The organism is Rossellomorea marisflavi, from assembly GCF_001274775.1.
GTDB classification, from domain to species: Bacteria; Bacillota; Bacilli; order Bacillales; family Bacillaceae_B; genus Rossellomorea; species Rossellomorea marisflavi.
This window is the reverse complement of sequence record NZ_LGUE01000004.1, coordinates 144,091-163,164: the sequence shown is the minus strand read 5'-3', so window position 1 is coordinate 163,164 and position 19,074 is coordinate 144,091. Positions and strand designations below refer to the sequence as shown.

16 protein-coding genes are annotated in these 19,074 nt (G+C 46.1%); 12 read left to right on the top strand and 4 right to left on the bottom strand.

What is annotated here, in order from left to right:
• Nucleotides 1-151 precede the first annotated feature (151 nt).
• Both AF331_RS10665 and AF331_RS10660 read left to right on the top strand, forming a co-directional pair.
• A complete protein-coding gene (locus AF331_RS10665; RefSeq protein ID WP_053428117.1) occupies nucleotides 152-1,555 on the top strand; it encodes a sucrose-specific PTS transporter subunit IIBC in 1,404 nt (467 codons plus the stop codon).
• 21 nt (nucleotides 1,556-1,576) lie between these two features.
• A complete protein-coding gene (locus AF331_RS10660; protein WP_053428116.1) occupies nucleotides 1,577-3,034 on the top strand; it encodes a sucrose-6-phosphate hydrolase in 1,458 nt (485 codons plus the stop codon).
• Nucleotides 3,035-3,149: 115 nt separating this feature from the next.
• On the opposite strand, the gene AF331_RS10655 is transcribed toward AF331_RS10660, so the two are convergent.
• From AF331_RS10655 to AF331_RS10645, 3 genes are all read right to left on the bottom strand, one after another.
• Entirely contained in the window at nucleotides 3,150-4,148 is a 999-nt protein-coding gene (locus AF331_RS10655) for an inorganic phosphate transporter (protein WP_053428115.1), read from the bottom strand.
• A gap of 15 nt (nucleotides 4,149-4,163) precedes the next feature.
• Entirely contained in the window at nucleotides 4,164-4,781 is a 618-nt protein-coding gene (locus AF331_RS10650; RefSeq protein WP_048005092.1) for a DUF47 domain-containing protein, read from the bottom strand.
• A 207-nt stretch (nucleotides 4,782-4,988) separates the two neighbouring features.
• Nucleotides 4,989-5,156 (bottom strand): twin-arginine translocase TatA/TatE family subunit, encoded by a 168-nt coding sequence (locus AF331_RS10645; protein ID WP_053428114.1) that lies wholly within the window; start codon nucleotides 5,154-5,156, stop codon nucleotides 4,989-4,991.
• Nucleotides 5,157-5,455: 299 nt separating this feature from the next.
• Here AF331_RS10645 and AF331_RS10640 point away from each other — a divergent pair, with 299 nt between their 5' ends.
• The 10 genes from AF331_RS10640 to AF331_RS10595 all read left to right on the top strand — a co-directional run bounded on the left by AF331_RS10640 (nucleotide 5,456) and on the right by AF331_RS10595 (nucleotide 15,382).
• A complete protein-coding gene (locus AF331_RS10640; protein WP_048012578.1) occupies nucleotides 5,456-5,725 on the top strand; it encodes a YwqI/YxiC family protein in 270 nt (89 codons plus the stop codon).
• 23 nt (nucleotides 5,726-5,748) lie between these two features.
• Nucleotides 5,749-7,362 (top strand): LXG domain-containing protein, encoded by a 1,614-nt coding sequence (locus AF331_RS10635; protein ID WP_053428113.1) that lies wholly within the window; start codon nucleotides 5,749-5,751, stop codon nucleotides 7,360-7,362.
• Between the two features lie 37 nt (nucleotides 7,363-7,399).
• Nucleotides 7,400-8,251, top strand: a complete 852-nt coding sequence (locus AF331_RS10630; protein ID WP_053428112.1) for a hypothetical protein — start codon at nucleotides 7,400-7,402, stop codon at nucleotides 8,249-8,251.
• A gap of 32 nt (nucleotides 8,252-8,283) precedes the next feature.
• A complete protein-coding gene (locus AF331_RS10625; RefSeq protein WP_053428111.1) occupies nucleotides 8,284-8,733 on the top strand; it encodes a hypothetical protein in 450 nt (149 codons plus the stop codon).
• Nucleotides 8,720-9,169 carry a DUF5085 family protein gene (locus tag AF331_RS10620; protein WP_048005088.1) on the top strand — a complete coding sequence of 150 codons (450 nt, stop codon included), beginning with the start codon at nucleotides 8,720-8,722 and terminating at the stop codon, nucleotides 9,167-9,169. The genes AF331_RS10625 and AF331_RS10620 overlap by 14 nt, the downstream gene beginning before the upstream one ends.
• Nucleotides 9,170-9,262: 93 nt before the next feature.
• A complete protein-coding gene (locus AF331_RS10615; RefSeq protein WP_053428110.1) occupies nucleotides 9,263-10,837 on the top strand; it encodes a ribonuclease YeeF family protein in 1,575 nt (524 codons plus the stop codon).
• A gap of 28 nt (nucleotides 10,838-10,865) precedes the next feature.
• Nucleotides 10,866-11,645, top strand: coding sequence for a hypothetical protein (locus AF331_RS10610; RefSeq protein ID WP_053428109.1), 780 nt, complete (start codon nucleotides 10,866-10,868; stop codon nucleotides 11,643-11,645).
• A gap of 111 nt (nucleotides 11,646-11,756) precedes the next feature.
• On the top strand, nucleotides 11,757-12,524 hold the full coding sequence (locus AF331_RS10605; protein WP_048005083.1) for a MerR family transcriptional regulator: 768 nt from the start codon (nucleotides 11,757-11,759) through the stop codon (nucleotides 12,522-12,524).
• Nucleotides 12,525-12,702: 178 nt separating this feature from the next.
• Entirely contained in the window at nucleotides 12,703-12,903 is a 201-nt protein-coding gene (locus AF331_RS10600) for a cold-shock protein (protein ID WP_048005082.1), read from the top strand.
• A 280-nt stretch (nucleotides 12,904-13,183) separates the two neighbouring features.
• Complete coding sequence (locus AF331_RS10595; protein WP_053428108.1) at nucleotides 13,184-15,382, top strand: YhgE/Pip domain-containing protein; 2,199 nt, start codon at nucleotides 13,184-13,186, stop codon at nucleotides 15,380-15,382.
• A 523-nt stretch (nucleotides 15,383-15,905) separates the two neighbouring features.
• Here AF331_RS10595 and AF331_RS10585 read toward each other — a convergent pair.
• The gene (locus tag AF331_RS10585) at nucleotides 15,906-19,064 is read right to left on the bottom strand and encodes a bifunctional cytochrome P450/NADPH--P450 reductase (RefSeq protein WP_053428106.1); all 3,159 of its coding nucleotides are present in this window, start codon (nucleotides 19,062-19,064) and stop codon (nucleotides 15,906-15,908) included.
• Between the last annotated feature and the right edge of the window lie 10 nt (nucleotides 19,065-19,074).

Genomic DNA, 19,074 nt, shown 5'->3' with positions numbered 1-19,074 from the left:
GTAATCGGTTTCATTCTGATGATGTGGAATCGATTACATCATTTTTATGATTTTGTGTAATCGATTTCACATTTGGTCTCATAGATTAAGTGTTTTTATTTTCAATGTTGTGTAATCGATTCCACAAATGAACATGGAGGGGAGAATGACTATGTCGGAGAATCGAAAGATTGCAGAAGAAATCGTCAAAGCGGTCGGCGGGGATGAAAACATCCTCTCTGTAGCCCATTGTGCCACACGACTTCGTATCATGGTGAAAGACAAGGAAGCGATTGACCAGGAAGCGGTGGAAGCAACGGATAAAGTGAAAGGGGCCTTTTTCAATTCAGGGCAGTACCAGGTGATCTTCGGTACGGGTACGGTGAACAGGGTCTATGAAGAAGTCATGAACCTTGGGTTGAAAGGGTCCACGAAGTCCGAGCAGTCCTCTGAAGTCGCGAAAAGCGGAAGCGCCTTCCAGCGTGCGATCAGGACATTCGGAGACGTCTTCGTTCCGATCATTCCTGCCCTTGTGGCGACTGGACTTTTCATGGGACTACGAGGTCTGGTTCTGCAGGAACAGATCCTTGCCTTATTCGGTATGACGCCAGATGATATCTCTCAAAACTTCATCTTATTCACTGAAATCTTGACTGATACGGCCTTCATCTTCCTTCCGGCTCTTGTGGCATGGTCCACGTTCCGCGTATTTGGAGGTTCGCCAATCGTCGGGCTGGTACTCGGTCTCATGCTCGTGAGCCCATCGCTGCCGAACGCATGGGGAGTAGCAGGCGGGGATGTACATCCCATCGAATTCTTCGGGTTCATCCCGGTCGTAGGCTATCAGGGCTCGGTCCTTCCGGCGTTCATCGCGGGGATCCTCGGTGCGAAGCTTGAGAAGCAGATACGAAGAAGGGTCCCGGAAGCACTGGATCTGATCATTACACCATTCCTGACGTTACTGATCATGATCACTCTCGCCCTTTTTGCCATCGGTCCCATCTTCCACAGCTTGGAAAATGTCATCCTTGACGGAACGATTGCGGTCCTGGAATGGCCGTTTGGGATTAGCGGACTGATCATCGGTGCCCTCAATCAAGTTATCGTCGTGACAGGGGTCCACCACATCTTCAATATGCTCGAAATCCAGCTGCTTGCAAATCTTGGAAGCAATCCGTACAATGCCATCATCACCTGCTCCATCGCTGCACAGGGTGGTGCTGCACTTGCCGTCGGATTGAAAACCAAGTCGAAGAAGCTTAAAGCACTTGCCCTCCCGTCATCATTTTCTGCCTTCCTTGGAATCACTGAACCCGCCATCTTCGGGGTGAATCTGAGATATGGGAAACCGTTCATCATGGGTCTTGTCGGGGGAGGAGTAGGTGGATTCATCGCATCCATTGTCGGTTTGAAGGGAACAGGCATGGCCATCACGGTCATCCCGGGTACGCTTCTATACTTGAACGGTCAGATCCTCTTATATATCTTGGTGAACGTCATTGCGATCGGAGTTGCATTTGCGCTTACGTGGATGTTCGGCTATTCGGATAAACTGAAAAACGACGTGGAGAAATAATGACAGCAAGGAGCTTTGCATATGAATGAAAATGAAAAAAGACTGCTCACAGCTGTAGAAGAAAGAATACAGTCCTTTCACCAGAAGGCAGAAGCTGATCCATACCGATTGAACTATCATCTCCTGCCGCCCATCGGACTTCTGAATGACCCGAATGGATTGTCTTTCTTCAAGGGGCGCTATCACTTCTTCTATCAGTGGAATCCCCTTGAAGAAAGTCACGGAGCGAAATTCTGGGGCCATTATTCCTCAGAGGATCTTGCCACATGGCGACATGAACCGATTGCCCTCGTGCCGAGTGAATGGTACGAGAGGAATGGCTGCTACTCTGGGTCAGCAGTCGTTTCGGATGATCACCTGTTCCTATTCTATACAGGAAACGTGAAGAACGATGCGGGTGAAAGGGAAACGTATCAATGCCTTGCTGTCTCGGAAGACGGGGTGCATTTTGAGAAAAAGGGCCCGGTCATCACCTTGCCTGAAGGATTCACCGCCCATTTCAGGGATCCGAAGGTATGGAAAAGGGGAGCCACCTGGCATATGGTGATCGGAGCACAAACGTCTGAAGGTGCCGGTGCCGTCGTCTTGTATACATCAGATGATCTTTATCGTTGGAATTATAAAGGGATTATCGCGGGTGCTGGACGTGACGCACTGGGAGGCTATATGTGGGAATGCCCTGATCTATTGGAGTTTGATGAAGGCGACGTCTTATTGATATCACCCCAAGGGATCGAACCCGAGGAAGATCGGTATCAGAATCTCTTTCAATCAGGCTATATGACGGGTGCACTCGATGTTGATTCATCCCGATTCTCACATGGGGATTTTTCAGAGCTTGATAAGGGCTTTGACTTCTATGCTCCACAGACGATGACTGACGAAGCGGGGAGGCGTATCCTCGTGGCCTGGATGGGGATGACAGATTCTCAGGAGCCCTATCATCCCACACTGAATTATCACTGGATCCACGCGTTGACCATTCCGAGGGAACTGGAACTGAAGGACGGCGTTGTACTCCAACGACCGGTCAATGAACTGAAAAAGCTAAGGGCAGGTGCGTTCAGCGTCCGTTCAAAAGAACTCCTTGCCGGTGAAAAGTGGAAGTTTGAAGGGATGGGGGTTGAGAGCAAGGAACTCATCATCGATGTTCTGAAAGCAGGCTCTTTCTCTATCCGCCTCAGGAATGAAGCTGAAATTCACTACGATTGTCAGAAGGGCAGGGTTACATTAACCCGGCGTCGCCTTGATGACGGATCTACGGAGAGAAGGAGGGTGGATGTGAGCCGCGTCCAAAAGCTTCATCTCTTCTTGGACCACTCTTCACTGGAGCTTTTCTTGAATGACGGGGAGCACGTATTGACCGCCCGCTATTTTCCCCGGGTATCGGACGACTCCATCATCTTTCATTCGAAAGAAAACGTCATGTTTTCGGTGGAGGCGTATACCTTAAGATCGAATCTGAACGTCCATTCCTGATAAAGGGTGGACGTTTTTGAGTGGGAAGAGGTTTAGTAAGGGTAAATGTGGGGTAAATAATATTTCCGGAAAAAGAAAGACCGTACCGGTGGATCGGTACGGTCTGCATTGCTTTTTATAAGAAAAGATCGATTACATAATAAATCAGGGCTGCCAGCGTAGCAGAGATCGGTAGGGTAATGACCCAGGTGATGAGCATACGTTGTGCCGTACCCCATTTGACTCCTCTCAATCGGTGGGCAGAACCAACACCAAGGATCGATGAGGAAATGACGTGTGTCGTACTGACAGGAAGGTGGATCGCTGTCGCACCGAAGATGACGGCCGCACCTGTAAGGTCAGCTGCCACTCCGTTGACCGGGCGGATCTTCATGATACCGGCGCCGACCGTTTTGATGATCTTCCATCCACCTATGGAGGTTCCGAGTCCCATGGCTGTGGCACAGGCAAGCTGTACCCACGTCTGGATATCGTCGGAGGTTTGATAATTATTGACGATTAGGGCCATGGTGATGATCCCCATCGCTTTCTGAGCATCATTGGTACCGTGTGTAAACGACTGGAGGGCAGCCGTAGCAATCTGGATGCTTCGGAAGTTCCGGTTCGTTTTGGCAAGATTACGGTTTTTAAATACAACCTTGAAGATGCTGTAAATGATGAAACCGACCACAAAAGCAAGGATTGGCGATAGAATAAGAGCTTCGACGATCTTGATGAAGCCTGTATAATTCAGTGATGATAATCCAGCTGCAGCAATCGCAGCACCTGCGATGGAACCGATCAGGGCATGTGAGGAACTACTTGGGATCCCAAAATACCATGTCACAAGGTTCCAGATGATGGCGGCAATCAATGCAGCCAGGATGACGATCGTCCCGTTTTCAAGGGCGAATGGGTCAACGATGTCCTTCGTGATCGTTTTGGCCACACCTGTGAAGGTCATGGCGCCGATAAAGTTCATGCTAGCCGCCATGATAATGGCGTGTCTTGGCTTCAATGCCTTGGTCGATACGGAAGTAGCAATCGCATTCGCAGTATCATGGAATCCATTGATGAAGTCGAATGCAAGGGCAAAGAAAACGATCAAGACGGTCAGAATTAATACTGTATCCATATTGAACTAAGCTCCTTACGCATTTTTCATGATAATGGTTTCGAATGTGTTTGCTACGTTCTGACAATAGTCCGCTACAAGTTCAAGCTCTTCGTAAATTTCTTTGTATTGAATGATGCGGATCGGATCTTTCTCTGTGTTGAACAGATGCTTGATCGACTGACGCAGGATCCCGTCACATTTAGATTCAAGGTCTTTGATCTTGATTGCAGATTCACGCACCTTGATCCATTTTTTTGTTGAAAGGAGCTCGACGGCTTCTTCGATTTCATTTGAACATTGACGGATGGCTTCCACGAATTGAAGCATGAACTCATCTGCCTTAGTGATCGAGTACATTTCAAACATGGCCGCAGTGTGCTCCAGACCGTCCAGTACATCATCCATGCTCATGGACAGGGCAAGGATATCTTCACGCTCGATCGGTGTGATGAACACTTTGTTCAGGTCGAGGATGACTTCATGCACATAGTTATCGCCTTTTGTTTCATAATCCTTCATGGTTGTAGAGAATTCTTTCAGGTCACTGACATTATTCAATTTATAATCAGCGAAATAATGAGCACTCTCTTTCAGATTTTCTGCGATGTTGCTCAAAATCGTACCGAATTTATCCTTCTTTTTGAAAACCATATATTTTCAAACCTCCAACATTTCGAATATGGAATTAATAAACCTTCATAATAATATCGCAAATTGTCGAAAATATGTAGAATTTTGATCGAAAATTTACATTAACTTAACATAAGAACGGTTTCTTTTTTTACAGTATCTTCGAACGCGGGTATTTCATCCTGTTTTGATAACGAAAAAAAGGTAGATTTTCCTAGATCTGCTTCTTCATCCTCTTGTCCCCGTTTTCGCATCCTCCATGATCCCTTGGGTCGCCTTTATACATTCCTTCAACGTGATCCCGACTGCTTGCCCTAGCTCAGGTAGCTTGCTTGGACCAAAAAACAATAAAGCCACAAAAAGAATCAATGTAATTTCTCGAAACCCAAGACTCATCCTCAGACCTCTTTCTTGTAAAAGAGAGGCATAGCTCCTTCTATCGACCTTCTTTTTAAGTGAAAATCAAGGGGGGAATCGGGTTTTTCAGTGAATTTCACAGGTAATTGGAATAATATTCTGAATATGGGGTATGAGGATATTAGTTCCAAAATGAAAACTAGCAAAAAAGTAGTAGAAAGAAAACAAAAAACAATCCGAATTTCCTATATAAGACAAAAATGGTTTTTGTAATAATGAGGAAGGAAAATAGTAGGAACACGAATAGGTACATAAAATGCCAAGGGAGGAGTGTCAACATGGAGATCAAAGTAGAATATTCAAGTGTGGAGTCCCAGATATCAAATGTGAAGGGATCTCTGCAGGGGCTGAAGGCAAAAAGCGAAGGGTCAATTGAAGGGAATGTCCTCGATACAGCCGACAAGCTGAATGAACTGGCCTCAAAGCTCGATACAATCCTCGCTTCCTATAAAAGTGTGTTGGAAAAAAATCTTGAAAGTACACGGCAAGCCGTCGAATCCATGAGGGAAGCCGATGCCACCATCGCCGGCGGGATGCAACGCAAATAATATATGAATGTGAGAGATGAGAGATGAAAACATTAAAAGTCCAGTCACTTCAGGAAGGGATTTCCCGAAGCAAGTCCATGCTTGATACCCTTGATGGAGAAATCCAATCTCTTAAACAATCGATTACCGCCTTTTCTGGAATGGAGGAAGCACTGAAAGGAAAGGGTGGGAGTGCCATCCGCTCTTTTTATGATGAATGTCATGTGCCCCTTCTTGATTTCATTGTGAAATTCAGCAGTGAATACAAGTCCACCCTCGAAAAGATCAAAAGTGAACTAAGCACCCTCGAACCAAGCTCAGACGGATATATCCACCAACCCTTTCTCGATCAGGAACTCGAACAGAGCTTAGACCGCATCAAGCAGCATACGGAAAGCCTTGTTGCAGATGCCAATAGTACGATCAGCTCCATTTCTGATATCGTCTCCATCTCCAGCATCCAGGATTCTTCTTTCATCCAAGGCGTCCAAAGCGCCAAAAAAGAATTGACTGAAACAGTCGACAAGCTGACGGAGTTCGACTCCAGCCAGTCGAAGGCACTCTCCACTGCTGAAGAAGACCTCGTCATGATGGAGAACTGGATTTCTGATATCGAGGGATTGATGCAAGATGGGAAAGTGAACGTGAATTTCCCGACCACCGTTTGGAAGGAATATGCCGAGCTCAACCCACTAACGAATAAATTGAATGGGACGACACCTAATATAGAAGAACTCGAAATCAAAGATGATGAGGATAAAACCGGTGATGTAAGCGGAGGCGCGAGTTCCTTCCTGCTTACAGCGAAGAAGAACCTGGATCAATTCGATCAGCTGAAGTCCCGGGGAACCCTGTCGTTCACAAGTTTGAGGACCTTCTATGCAGCAAGGAAAAATGGTCTCAAGACGTATAAGGTATGGGATCCCAAGAAAGGTCAATACGGCTACCGCATCACCGCGACACCGGATGCCCTTCGCAAACTGGGAGTAGAACCGGACTCACGTGCGTTTAAAGAATTGATGCATGGTGTACCTAAGGGCGGTAAGAAGCTTTCTCCTAAGCATAAGGAAATTGCTAAAAACAATACCGTCACCCTTAAATACGCGACACAAAAGAAAGGCCAGACAGGTTGGTCACCAGTTGGGGAGAAAGTCCTCGAGAAAAATCCACATCTTAAGAATTGGAACAATAATGAGCTGTCTGCCAAAGACAAATTCAAGACCATCGGTAAAGCTACGGCAAAAGGTGTCAAAGACTCATACAAGGACATCGTCGACATCAAAGGCATTGCGAAACCCCTTCAAGAGAGCGGTCCTGTCAAAGGTGTATTGAAAAGTAGCCTGAAGGGCCTTGCGCCGATCTCTGCGGGTCTGTCATTCTATGAAAACCACACAAATGCAAAAGCTGACGGATTGACCGGTGCAGAAGCAACGAAGCGCGCAACAGTGGATACGGCCATTGACGTCGGGGTTTCAAGCACTGTACAGACGGCCTTCACTGCAGCCGGTACGGCCCTTATCCCCATTCCAGGTGTCGGTACCCTTGTCGGGATGGGGGCGGGAATCGCCGTGAATACCCTTCTGAACCATAAATTCGGGAAAGATAAGGACGGCAAAGGAAAATCCGCTATGGACGTAGTGAAAGGCTGGTTCAGATAGCTCGCATGATGTTTAGAACAAAAGGAGCGTACCGCTTATGTTAAGAGATGTACCTGAAAGTCATTTTTATGTGTTGAAAGGGCCATTCGAGAGTGGGCGGCAAAGCCCTGCTGCCCTCACACCCAGCCTGATCGTTTCGGTGTTCATCAGCTGGCTCCTTTACTTTTTAACCTACACCCTGATGGAAGATTCCTCTGCTTTCCCGGCAATCGGACTGGTGAAGGGTGCGCACTTCTACATCACCATCCTGCTTTCGATCCTGTGCGTGATGGCAAGCGCTCCGTCATTCTTCAAGAAGTATCAGAAGGTCCAATACGCCATTAGCATCTTTGCCAGCCAATTCCTTTTTGGTGTTTGTATGTATCTGATATCCATGATGTTTATCGGAACACAACAAGGCGTGACTGAGGGGAATATCACGACGCTGCTACTGCTTACTCTCGGGGTCGGGGTCCTCCTGATCGCCGTTACCGTCCTCCGCTTCTTCCGGCTATTGAAAAACGGAGAATACAAGTACGGATCGGCAAAGTGGAAAAGCCGGATGAACCTGGAATTGAAATCAAACGTACCGCTCGCCATCGTCATCGGTGTGAGCATCGTACTGATCCTTCAATATATCATACGAAATTTCAATGCTGATTCCCTCGAATTCTACATCATTGCGCTCTTGCCACTTGCGCTATTTTATATGATGCTCTTCATCCTGCCGGAACAATTGGTTCTTCTTTATTGTAAGAAGAGATTCATCAGCTTTAACTTTGAAGCCGATGGCAAGACACTGAAGCGTGATACGGCAAAGGGTGAAGCCCAATTTATACCCAATGTACCAACCACTATTTTGGAAAAGAAAGTGTCTCCACACGAAAAGAAGAACAGCTGGTTTCAATGAAAATAAAAACAAATGATGAAAGGGAGTAGGTCATGGCTATCGAAAAGAAATCCTTACAATTTGATCATGTATTAGTGTATAAGATGGAAGGCAAGATGGAGGACTGGCAGGAAGGCTTTGCTGTCATGGAGGAAGCAGAACTGGAACAGGTAGTATACAGGAACGGCCCCGTCATCTTTACATATCAAGCAAAAAGAGATAGCGGGACCTTTACGTATTATATGCCGGTGAATGACGAAGTCGAGCTTGCCGAGGATTCAGACATTCAATATGAACGCAGGCTGGACCTGAAAGATGCCCTCGTCTTAAGGCAGGCACAGGAAATTCAGGATTTCTCAACGGCCTTTGAACAAGTGAAAACGTATGGCGAAGTGAACGGAATCCCCCTCACAGATCAATTCTACTGTGTCCTGCTAGAGGTATACGGTGATATCATCATCGATCTCTATGTTCCGAGGAGTGTGCCTCATGCTATTCACTGACCACACCCTGACGTATAAGAATGTAGCCTCGAAGCTTTATCGATTCGCACCCGAAGAATTGGAAATGGCCTTTGAAGACTTTGCAGGCATCCTCGAAAACAACGGATACAACCCAACAGGCGATCTGTTCTTCTGCATCATGAGCAACCCTTTAGAAGACGAAATCATGACAGCTGAAATCTTCCTACCGATCGAGGAAGACCGCATAGATTTACCTGAGAGTGAGAACGTTCACTTCAGAAGCTACTTCTACTTGAAGGATATGGTCATGTCCCGCGTGATGGAGAACTTTGATGAATTCTCCCAATACAAGTTCTGGGAAATCGTAGAGTACATTGAGCGAAGTGGCCAAACCCAATCGACACCGATGTTCGTCGTCTACAAGCAGTCGCCTTCAGGGAAGACCTATGTGGAGATGAGCGCGGGGGCTGAGTAATGGAATGACCCCTGATGATGTTTATCGGGGGTTATTATTTTTAGTACATCTAAGAGTCTACATTAAAGAATACACTGTAAGGGAGAAGGTTACATGAAGACTTTGAAGGTACAAACACTTCAAGAAGGAATCTCCCGGAATACAACGATGTTAGACACCCTTGATGGAGAGATTCAATTATTAAAGAAATCCATATCAACATTCGCAGGATTGGAAGAGGCACTAAAAGGAAAGGGCGGAAGTGCTATCCGTTCTTTTTATGAAGACTGCCATATCCCACTGCTAGAGTTTATTACTAAATTCAGCACCGATTACAAATCTGTTCTGGAGCAAGTGAAGAGTGAATTGAGCACACTCGAGTCCAGCGATGATGGCTACATCCATCAGCCTTTCCTGGACCATGAGCTCGAACAGAGCCTTAATAGAATCAAACAACATACCGAGAGTCTTGTTTCAGATGCCAATAGTACAATTAGTTCCATCAGTGACATTGTTTCCGTAATAGCAATTCAAGACTCTACATTTATCCAAGGTATCCAAAGTGCCAAATCAGAAATCACAGAAACTGTAGATAAGCTTTCCCATTTTGATTCTTCACAATCAAAATCTCTATCGTCAGCTGAGGAAGACTTGGCAATGATGGAAAATTGGATTAAAGATATTGAAGGATTAATGGAGGATGGGAAAGTGGATGTGGACTTTCCTGCAAAAGAATGGAAGGAATATTCAGGATTAACTCCGTTGGGAATGAAGCTGAATGGTACGAGTGCGGAGGATATCACCTTTTTGCTTGAAGATGATGGTGATAAAATAGAAGAATTTGTTGATGCCAACACAGAGTATACTAAAGGTGTAGTTCAACTTTTATCTGATGGGAAGACATTAGCCGGTGGTGTTTCACAAGGATATAGATTATTCAATGCTTTCAAAGAAGAGGGTGTTTCCTTCGAGAGAATAGTAAATAAAAGTACCGGGAAAGTAGAGTATAAAGTATTGGCAACCAGGGATTCTTTGAAGTCTTTAGGGGTTAAACCAGACTCTGTTGCCAATAAAGAGTTAAATAAAGGTTTACCTAAAAACGGAAAAAAGTACAAAGACAAACATGTTAAGAAAGCTAAAACCAATAAGGCTACTCTAAAGCACGCTGCATATGCATCAAAAAATAAAGGAAGGAATGGATGGTCAACCACTGGTAAGCAGGTTTTAGATAAAAATCCTGAAATTGCTCACATGTACGGAAACGAAGGGATTACAGGAAAAGCCAAAATGATTGGTAAAGCAATGTGGAAAGGAGCAGTAGATAATGTAAAAGATGCTGGGAATTTAAAAGCGATTAAGGATAGTGGAGTATTAAAGGGTGGACTAAAAAGTTTAGGACCAATATCAGCTGGCGTAACATTCTATAGTAATTTACAAGATGCCAAAGCTGATGGAAAAGAAGGTAGTGGGGCGGTTACCAGAGCTATGGGAGATACTGTAGTAGATACGGTAGTAAGCGGTGCAGTTCAGGGAGCATTCACTGCAGTAGGAACTGCAATGATTCCTATACCTGGAGTAGGAACTGCAATAGGCGTAGTTGCTGGCATAGGCGCTAATGCTATACTTAACCACAAATTTGGAAAGTCGAAAAAATCAATGATGGATAGAGTGAAAGGATGGTTTAGGTGATAATATTGAGACAGGAGCTGTTTTATAGGTGAGCAAATTAACAGTTGATCATTATGCTGTATTAAGAAAACCCCTTGAATCAGGGAGACAAAGCCCAAAAAAACTTGCGGAGGCATTATTTCTAAGTGTTCCTATAGTCTGGTTATTATACGTTTTAACCTATACTGTAGGTTCGGATTCCACAAATTATCCTAATGTAGAAAAACTCCAAACCATTCAGTTTAGTATGACTGTAGTAATTTCAATATTATCGATTGTATTTGCCGTTCCATTTATATATAAAAAAATAGGTTGGTTACAGTATGCACTCACCGTCATTGTATCACAATTCATTTTTACACTTTGTCAATTTACCCTTGCTTTCTTTTTTATGGGTCAACAGGGAAATGCAAGCGGTGAAATCCTAATTAAATTAACCTACTATGCAATAATTTTAGGTGTTCTAATCCTCTTGGTTACCAGTATAAGGTTTGCCATCCTACTAAGAAAAGGAGCCTATAAAAAAGGAAGTAGTAAGGATGTAACGAGAAGTAAGTTTGAAACAAAATCGTATGTCCCTATTGCTGTGATCGCTTCAACGGGCTTCTTCCTACTTTTACAATATACGATTAGAACTATTCAATTTGCTTCCTTGGAGGAAGCAATATTAACCTATTTACCTTTACTAATTGCTTATGTAACTATTTTTGTTTTGCCGGAACAACTCGTTATTGTTTTCTGTAAAATCCGATTCAAGGAATTTAACTATGATTCTAGAGGGTATCTTTATAGTTTAGAATCCACAGAAAAAAATATAAAAAACGGATAGGCAAAAGTTTTAGTACATAAAACCACTCATTAATAGTATTGAGTGGTTTTTTCATTTCCCCCTTTACCTTCACGCAACGTCAACGTGTACAGTAGACCTAGGAGGTGCCACATGGAATACACAATAAAGAAGCTGAGTGATTTGGCGGGAGTCAGTACGCGGACACTGAGGTACTATGATGAAATCGGGTTGCTGACACCGTCCAGGATCAATTCATCCGGCTACCGGATCTATGGACGGGTGGAGGTCGACCGCCTTCAGCAGATCATGTTTTATCGGGAAATGGGTATGGAGCTTGAAGGGATCAAGCTCATATTGGATGATCCAGACTTTGATTCAGTGGGAGCGCTGAAAGAGCATCGGAGCCGGCTAGTCGAGAAAAAGGAACGCTTGCTGATGTTGATCCGAAATGTCGATCAGACGTTGGAAGATAAGGGAGGAGGAGCCACAATGAGTGATCGGGAAAAGTTTGAAGGGTTCAAGAAAAGGCTCGTCGATATAAACGAGAAGGAATACGGGAAAGAGATCCGGGAGAAATATGGAGACGAGTCGATAGATGCATCGAATCAGCAGCTCCTGAGCATGGACAAGGAAACATATGAAGAAACCAAGCACCTGGAAGAACAAATGATAGCCTTGCTAAAAATAGCGCATGAAAAGGGCGATGCAACTGGTGAGGAGGCACAGGAAGCTGCGCAGCTCCACAAAGAATGGATCACCCGCCAGTGGGGTCATTATAATAGGGAAGCCCATAAAGGCCTTGTACAGATGTATGTGGACGATGAACGTTTCAGGTCATACTACGATAAGTACCAGAATGGTATGGCAGAATTTCTTCGCGATGCGGTGGGTCATTATATGAAGAATGAGGGGAAGTAAAACAACAATTCGAACTGATTAAGAAAAAAATCCGAAACCCCATTGCTATATCTCCCACTATCTGTTATTATTAAGTTAATTATTTTTGTTCGGTATATAGGGAGGGAGCAATCCTTCCACCTGAATTGAGCAATAATAGTAATAATTGTGGAGCACAATCCACGCAGGAGGAAATAACATGCAAGAAGGTACAGTAAAATGGTTCAACGCAGAAAAAGGTTTCGGTTTCATCGAAGTTGACGGTGGAGAAGATGTATTCGTACATTTCTCAGCTATCCAAGGCGACGGCTTCAAAACACTTGACGAAGGTCAAAAAGTGACTTTCGAAGTTGAAGAAGGCCAACGTGGACTTCAAGCTGCTAACGTTGTAAAAGCATAATTTCTGCTTTTATCATGAGAGAAAGATCCCCGGTTTCGGGGGTCTTTTTTTGTTTTAAATCACTATGCATCCTCCGCGTGACTGGGGATTTTCGACAGCAAATTTCCCCGGAAATATACAGAGATGGGGAAAAGATTGTATGTGACAGTTAGATGAACATACTTCTTTCCTGAACGTTATTGCGATATAATAGCTAAATTGACCAAATGATGCCTGTTCACGACTAAAATGGGTATAGTAAACGGTAATACAAGATACGACAGAAAGGTAGTAAGAGAACATGAAAAAAAGCTGGAAGATATTCTCGCGGGACGGAAGAAATCTTGTTACGAACTATGTAGCCCTCATCGTCATCGGTGGTTTGATGATTCTCCCGTCCCTCTATGCATGGTTTAACATTGAAGCATCTTGGGATCCGTACGGAAAGACCGACCAGCTACCCGTAGCGGTCGTCAACGAAGATGAGGGAGCGACGATCAGGGACGAATCGATCGACGTCGGAGGAGACCTTGTCAAGGAATTGAAGAAAAACGATGATATGGACTGGCACTTTGTCAATCGTGAGAAAGCCATGGACAAAGTGGAATACGGTGACTATTTTGCTGTCATCGTCATTCCGAAGGACTTTTCTCAAAAGCTTTCGACCGTCATTGAAGATAAGCCTGAGAAAGCGAAACTTGAGTATTATGTAAATGAAAAAATCAACGCCATCGCCCCGAAGATCACGGAAAAAGGGGCAGGGGCCATTGTTGATAAAATTACAAGCTCATTCATTTCGACTGTGAATGAAACGATTTTTGATATGTTCAATGAGCTTGGACTGGAAATCGAAGGCGATCTTCCTGATATCAAAAATTTCGAGAACTATGTGTTTGAAGCAGAAGAAAGACTTCCTGACATCGGGAAGACCTTGAACGATTCACTCTCTGATGCTGAAAAGGCCCAGGGGATGATCGATGATGCCCAAAGCATGATCCCGGAAGCAAGCCGGGTGACCAATGAAGGGTTGGAAACCATCGACAACACAACAGCCTTCCTTGATAAGGCCGAAAAACGATTGGATGAAATTGCACCTCAGGTACAAAAAGACCTTGAGCAGGCTCAAAGCACATCAAAGAAAATCAATGATTTCCTTCAGAGTGTGCAGACATCCGATATCGACCTTAGTCAAGGCGACACCATTTCAAACGATGTCCAAAAACAGGTGGATTCGACCATTCAAAACATTGAGGCCATTGAGTCGAGCCTCCAGCAAGTAAAAGAACAGAACCCTCCACCACAAGAGGGGGAGGACAATCAGAACGAAGAGTCCCAGCAAAACCAGGAGCAGATTGATCAGGCTCTTGAACAGTTGGCTCAAGTGAAGAAACAACTTCAACAAGTCCAAACGGATGGGGATAAGATCAACGACTTCCTTTCTGGAAAACAGAAGGAAGTGGATGATGTCATCAACGGCATTCAAGAGCGTTCTGCTGAGACAAGTGCCAATATCGATGCGTTTGTGAAAGAATATAACAATAACATCGAACCGGCTGTCCGCTCAGAAGTGGCGAGCGCCAAAAAGACGCTGAGCGATGCTCGTTCGATCTTGGTTGATATCCAATCCACCATTCCTGAAGTTGAGAAAATCCTTTCCAGTACGGAAGGGAATCTTTCAGACGGGGAGAAAACATTGAAAGATGTGTTGGGTGAATACCCGTATGTGAACACAAAAGTGAATGAACTCGCAGACCGGATCAGAGAAATCCAGGGCGAGACAGACATCAATGAAATCATCAAGCTCCTTAAAAATGATCCGAAACTGGAGAAAAGTTTCTTTGAAGAACCGGTGAAAATGAACAAAAACAGCCTGTATCCGATTCAGAACTACGGTACGGCCATGACGCCATTCTATACGGTCCTTGCTATTTGGGTAGGAGGTCTGCTCCTCATCTCCCTTCTTGCTACCGACGTGATGGAAGGCATTCCGGACCTCAAAGAAAGGCATATTTACTTCGGTAAGCTTATGACCTTCCTGTCAATCGGGTTCATCCAGACAATCATCGTCACCCTGGGGGATATCTTCCTTCTCGGAGTAGACATCTCGTCACCAGGATGGTTCGTCCTATTCGGCTTATTGATCAGTGCGGTATTCATCACCATTGTCTACACATTTGTATCGGTGTTCGGAAACGTCGGTAAAGCACTGGCCATCGTCCTCCTTGTCCTTCAGATTGCAGGATCGGGTGGTACGTATCCGACTGCATTGCTGCCTGAGTTCTTCCAGATGATCCATCCATTCCTGCCATTCTCCTATGCGATCGACCTTATGAGAGAAGCGGTAGGCGGAATCGTCTGGGAGCGTGTCACAAAGGATATCCTGTTCCTAGTCCTATTCTGGGCCATCGCGATCTTCCTGGGCACGTTCCTGAAACAACCGCTGAGCAAACGAACCAAAGCCTTCATGAAAAAATCCAAGGAATCCGGATTGTTCCATTAATACAAACAGCCGCAACGATATCGTTGCGGCTGTTTTTTTGTGCCTGGCACCGAATGCAATGCTGGTGCCAGGCACAAAAAGGGGAAAAGGTGCCAGGCACAAAAAGGGGAAAAGGTGCCAGGCACAAAAAGGGGAAAAGGTGCCAGGCACAAAAAGGGGAAAAGGTGCCAGGCACAAAAAGGGGAAAAGGTGCCAGGCACAAAAAGGGGAAAAGGTGCCAGGCACAAAAAGGGGAAAAGGTGCCAGGCACAAAAAGGGGAAAAGGTGCCAGGCACAAAAAGGGGAAAAGGTGCCAGGCACAAAAAGGGGAAAAGGTGCCAGGCACAAAAAGGGGAAAAGGTGCCAGGCACAAAAAGGGGAAAAGGTGCCAGGCACAAAAAGGGGAAAAGGTGCCAGGCACAAAAAGGGGAAAAGGTGCCAGGCACAAAAAGGGGAAAAGGTGCCAGGCACAAAAAGGGGAAAAGGTGCCAGGCACAACAAAAAAAGAGAAGCGGCCATGCGGCCTGCTTCTCTTTCAATATGTTTACGCACCTGCCCAGACGTCTTTACCGTAGCGTCCTTCTTTTTCGAGGGTTTGAAGCCAGTCGATGGCTTCTTGCTGGGTGGTTTGGTACAACGTTTGGTAGTGCTGTTGCAGGGTGGTTTCCACGTCGGGTGCCATCTTGCTTCCGTCTCCGCAGATGTAAAGGTGTCCACTTTCTTTCAGCAGTGGGAGGATGACGTCGGCATTGCCGGCGAGTGCATGCTGGACGTAGCGTTTGTCTTCACCCGGGCATCGGGAGAAGGCAGTGTGAAGGGTGACGAGGCCTTCTTTTTCGGCTTTACGCAGTTCGTCTTCGTAAAGGAAATCATGCTGCGGGTTGCGGCATCCGAAGTAGAGGTGTGCCTGACCCAATGTTTCTCCGTTTTCCTTGCGATGGCGTCTTTCCTGGATGAATCCTCGGAATGGGGCGATGCCCGTTCCTGGTCCCACCATGACGATCGGTGCTTCGCTTTGCTCGGGAAGCTGGAAGTTCGATTGTGGTGTATGGATGAAGCAGGCGATTTTGTCACCTGAAGTTCGATTGGCAAGGTAGTTGGACGCAATTCCAGCGTACTCCCCTTTTCCACTCCATGCGGCACCGCGGACGACGCTGACAGTGAGACTCGCTTTTCCTTCCTGATGGGATGGAGCACTTGAAATCGAGTAGAATCTCGGTTTCAATGCAGGCAGTAGTGACAAGAATTGTCCGAATGGAATTTCGCATGCCATGTAGGCTTCCACGAGTTCTAGCATGGTGACGCGTTTTGTCAATACTTCATCCCTGTAAGTTGAATCTTCGAGTAATGCCTCCAGTTCCACAATATGGGGAGGACAAACCGTTGTGGCAGCAACTGCACGGATTTGTGCGCGTGTTGCAGGTTCTTGCATTTCCACATGGTTGGCAAGCAACTCGGAGATCTTCACTGGCATGCCTGATGGAAGATGGGAGGTTGTTCCGCTCTCGGCATTCAGCTGAACATAATCATCCCCGTTTAACGCAAATCGTTCAAGGACCCGTTCGATCAATTCAGGCGGATTTTCCGGAAGGACTCCGATATGGTCTCCTTCACGATAGCTGATTCCCTCTGGGAGACTGACTTCGATATGACGTGTGCTTCGGCCGCTATCTTTATGAAGCAACTCGCGATTTTCGCTGATTACGGCAGTGAATGCATGGTGGGCACGGGCGATCGGCGTGTGACTGACGTGGCTCACATATTCAAGCTCGATGCTTGTATCCGCTGTTTGCTCACTTGGGAGATCAAGGTCGAATGCATCGGCTAGAGCCGGCCAAATGTCTTCTTTCCACGCATTATATTGACCTTCGAAGTCATCGCTTGCGTCTCCGAATCCAGGGCTGGTCAGTCTGATCCCACCGCCTTCTGCAAGTTTTTCATCGATCAGGAATGGGATGCGCTGATACGTATTGGCCCAGTTTTTATCCCCGCACCCGAATACGGAAAAGTGTACATCTCCGATGGCAGGTGAGGTTTCAAGCCAAGAAACGAATTCGTCTGCATTATCCGGGGCATTCCCGTTATAAGAGGCAGATGCGATGAGTACGGCGCCTTGGTGAGGGAGGCCGTTGCTGTATTCATTAAGGGGAGCAGTCTCTACATCGAATCCGAAGCGCCGGCCTTTCTCGGCAAGCTCCATGGCAATTCCTTCGGCCGTTCCCATATTCGATCCATACAGGACAAGAAGGGGAGTACCGTGTGAGTCGATCACTTGTGAGTCGTCTTCCTTTTTCTCATCTGTAGCTGTGGCGGGTGCTGCAGCCAAGGACACGGCTCCTTTGCGAGGCTTCACTTGCATGGTCAGCCCATCAGGCTTCAGGGTCAATGCTTCCTTGATGGAAAGCTTATAGTCTGTGTCCTCGATGAAATCGAAGTGCTGGATGACCATACCGAGTACCAATACGGCCTCGTGCATGGCGAATTGTTGCCCGATGCACGCGCGCTGTCCGTTTCCGAACGGCTTGAACGCATGATGAGGCACCTCGGAAGGATTCTCGAATCGTTCTGGGATGAAGGATTCTACGTCGTCGCCCCAGACGGATGCGTCGCGATGAAGTTGTGGGGACAGGATCGTGAACTCATCCCCTGCGGCTACGGAATACCCGCCTGGAAGGGATGTATCTTCCTTCGCATAAAGCGTGAAGGCCGGAGCGGTCGGCCATAACCTGAGTGATTCGTTCAGGATCATCCTTACGTACTTCAGTTGTTTCACCTGTTTGTAATCAGGGATCCCATCGCCTACGACGCTTTCTACTTCCTTCTGGGCTTTCTTTAGCACCTCTGGATGCTTCATCAGATAGTACAGAGTGAAGGAGAGCAGTCCGCTGGTTGTTTCATGCCCTGCAATCAGGAAGGTGATGATCTGGAAGCGGATGTTCTCGTCACTGAGTGCTTCACCTGTCTCTGGATCCACACCTTTCAGCATATGAGAAAGAAGATCGTCTTCTCCTTGATCTCCGTTCTCCTTCCGTTCTGCAATCAGGTTGTCGACTATGGAGAACATATACTCGATATCTTCCTTGAACTGACGTTTATTCTTGATCATCAGTTTATCCTGGATGCCGAGACGCTGATTCTGATTCATTGCTTCATCCAGTGCGCGCACCATGGAATCGACGAATGGATGGGAATCTTCCCGGTAGAAACTGTTGAATCGGAAGTTGAAGCCGCACAGTCCGATCGTATCAAGGGTCAGGCGGGTCATATCCTCTGGAATATCAACAGCCTCCCCCGGATTCAAGCGCGCCCATTTCTGGATTAGTTGGGACGCAATGTCGACCATTTTGGCATGATAGCCTTTCATGGCCTGCTGGCTGAAACTGGGTAGGAGGATGTTATGGGCCTTTTTCCAGTTCACCTCCGTGGTTTCGCTTGTGAACAGTCCATCACCACCGAATGCGCGCACTTTTTGAAGGGCGGGGCCGACTTTTTTATCGAATTGTTTTTCATTACAAATGGCTTTGGTCAATTCGGCTCCCGATACAAATGTGCTCTTGTGTCCCGGGAATTGGAATTGATAGATCGGACCGAGTTCCTGTGCGAGTTTGATAAATGACTGGACCGGCTTTTCACGGTCGATGAGCGGCATGCTGCCGAGTGGTCCATAGGTTCGTGCGAGAGGATAACTGGTTGTTTGAGTCATGTGGTCATGG